Raw genomic sequence first — 3,142 nt, forward strand, 5'->3', positions numbered from 1 at the left:
ATCTGGCACCGCGACCGCCTGCCCACGGTGACCGTGCGCGCCGACCTCAACAGCGACGATGTGACGGCACCGACGGTGGTGGCGCAGATTTCGCCGACGCTGGATGGCATCCGCTCCGCGCTTCCGCAGGGTTACCTGCTGGAAACCGGCGGCACCGTCGAGGATTCGGCGCGCGGGCAGAAGTCCATCGCGGCCGGCATGCCGCTGTTCCTGCTCGCCGTGACCACGCTGCTGATGCTGCAGCTGCGCAGCTTCTCGCGCATGGCGCTCGTGCTGCTGACGGCGCCGCTGGGCCTGATCGGCGTGACGCTGGCGCTGCTGGTGTTCCGCGTGCCGTTCGGTTTCGTGGCGATGCTGGGCACGATTGCGCTGGCCGGCATGATCATGCGCAACTCGGTGATCCTGGTGGACCAGATCGACCAGGACATCCAGGCCGGCCACGACCGCTGGCACGCGATCATCGACGCCACCGTGCGCCGGTTCAGGCCGATCGTGCTGACCGCGCTGGCGGCGGTGCTGGCGATGATCCCGCTGTCGCGCAGCGCCTTCTTCGGGCCGATGGCGGTGGCCATCATGGGCGGCCTGACCGTGGCCACCGTGCTGACGCTGTTCTTCCTGCCGGCGCTGTACGCGGCCTGGTTCAAGGTGCGGCCGGAAGAGGGCGCCGCGCGCTGAGCGACCCGGCGCGGCGGGGGTTCAAGAACCCCCCCGCCGCAGCCGATACTGTGGAGGTCGAAGCCCCTCCGGACCCTGTGCCCGCCGTGCGCCGCCTGCTGATCCAAGGCCTGTGTCTGCTGGTCCTGCTCGTCGGCGCCCCCGCGTGGGCGCTGGACCCTGCGCGCAAGGTCGACGAGTACACGATCGCGCGCTGGACCATGGAGGACGGGCTGCCGCACAACCTGATACACGCCATCCACCAGGATGCCGACGGGTACGTGTGGACCGGGACATGGGAGGGCGCGGCGCGCTTCGACGGCCGCCGCTTTACCGCTTACGACGCAGGCACGGTCGAGGGGCTGGAAATCGAGGGCGTGCGCGCGATCACGCCGCACCCGCAGGGCGGCATGGTGCTGAGCCTGGGCCGCGTGGGGCCGGGTGTACTGCGCTTCCACCAAGGGCGCTGGCAGCGACTGCCGGGCCGCGCAGGCACGCTGGCGGATGTTTCCGTGCTGCGCTACGGACCGGACGGTGCCCTGTGGATCGGGACCGACCATGCCCTGTTCCGCATGGAGGCGGACGGCCGCCTGCTGGAAATCGAGAGCGATCACGCGCGTCTTGCCAACGAGCGGGTGCTGACGATCCTGCCGTTGCAGGACGGGCGGGCGCTGGTGGGCAACCGCCACGGCCTGTTCCGGATCGACCAGGGAAAAGCCAGCGAATGGGGCAGCGGTGTCGGCTTGCCGGAAACGTCGGTGCTGGCGGTGCAACCGTCGCGCTGGGGCGGGCTGCTGGTCGGCGGCAGCGCAGGCGTCTGGCGGCTGGAGCACGGGCGGGCCCGGCAGATCACCGGCGAACGCGTCGAAGCCATGCTGGAGGACCGCAACGGCAACCTGTGGGTCTCCACCCTCGACGGCCTGCGTCGCTACGCGCAGGGGCGCTATGAAACCCTGGGCGAGCGCGAGGGCCTGATGGGTCGGCTGGCGCCCGCCCTGTTCGAGGACCGCGATGGCCTGTTGTGGGTGGGCACCACCAACGGGCTGTACCGCATCTCCGACGGGCCGGTGTTCGGACTGGGCCGCAGCAGCGGGCTGCGCGACATCTACGTGCGCGCGATCATCGAGCGGCCCGGGCAGGGCGCGTGGATCGGCCATCCGATGGGCGTGGACGCCTGGCAGGCGGGGCGGAGCCGCGCCGTGCCGCTCGCCTTCGATGGCAAGTCCGATCCGTCCGTGCTGTCACTGGCCAATGCGCGCGACGGCGGACTGTGGATCGGGACCTACGACCAGGGCGTGATCCATCTGCCCGCCGCCGGCGAAGGCGCGCAGGGTTCGCCCTGGCGCCTGGACGAAGCGGATGGCCTGCCGTCCAACCATGTGCGCGCACTGCTCGAACGTGCGGACGGCTCCTTGTGGATCGGCAGCAACGAAGGCGTGACCGTCTATCGCGAGGGCCGCATCGTGCGCCATTACGACGCCGACGACGGCCTGCCCGACGGCAACGTCTACGTGCTCTACGAAACGGCGCAGGGCGTGCTGTGGATCGGCACCAGCAACGGCATGGCGATGATGCAGCGCGATGGCACGCTGCGCCGCTGGACGCCGATGTCCGATTTCCCGGCCGTCGCCGCATTCGACTTCCTCGCCGACCCCGACGGCAGCCTGTGGGTCGCCTCCGACCGCGGCCTGCTGCACTGGCGCGACGGCACGTTCATGCAGTTCGACCATCGCCAGGGACTGCCGAACAATCGCCTGTTCCGGCTGCTGGAGGACGACAACGGGGATTTCTGGGTATCGAGCAATCGTGGCGTCTTCCGCATCTCGCGCCCGGCGCTGACGGCCGTCGAGAACCGCCATCTGACGCGCCTGCCGGTGGAAGCGTTCACCCATGCGGACGGACTGCCGAGCAGCCAGGCCAACGGTGCCTCCGCGCCGGCGGGCTGGCCGATGCGCGACGGCAAGCTGTGGTTCGCGACGGCGAACGGCGTTGGCGTGATCGATCCGGACGACGCCCGTCGCCAACGCAGCCAGGGCGTCACGCTGGTCATCGAGTCGGTGGAAGCCGACGGCCGCGTGCTGCCCTTGCAGGCGCGCTACGCCCTGGCGGCGGACACGCGCCGCGTGGTGATCCGCTTCACCGGGCTGAACCAGCGCGCTCCCGAGCGACTCCGCTATCGCTACCGCATGGTCGGCTTCGACCGTGGCTGGATCGAGACCGACAACGGCGTCGCGCACGATGCGGTGTACACCAACCTGCCCGCGGGCAAACTTCGCTTTGAAGTACAGGTGATGAACGCGCCCGCGGACTGGAGCAGGCCGGAAGGCCTGGTGATGCGCACGGCGGACCTGGACAAGGCGGCGCCGTGGTGGCTGCAGGCATGGGCGATGGTCGCCTACGTCGTGCTGGCCGGTGTGCTGGGTTGGGGCGTCCTGCTGTTGGCGATGCGGGGCCAGCGGCATCGCCAGCATCGCCTGCAGGTACAGAT

The 3,142-nt window shown here is 70.2% G+C and carries 2 protein-coding genes; both read left to right on the forward strand.

Translation table 11 applies throughout. The annotated features are described in order from the left end of the window. A partial coding sequence (locus AC04L7_RS15345; protein WP_475513336.1) for an efflux RND transporter permease subunit occupies nucleotides 1-675 on the forward strand: 675 nt, incomplete at its 5' end. Nucleotides 676-761: 86 nt separating this feature from the next. Next, nucleotides 762-3,142, forward strand: a 2,381-nt coding sequence (locus tag AC04L7_RS15350; RefSeq protein WP_475513337.1) for a ligand-binding sensor domain-containing protein, incomplete at its 3' end; no start/stop codon positions are given.

It is taken from the genome of Pseudoxanthomonas sp. LjRoot204_2, from assembly GCF_056175765.1.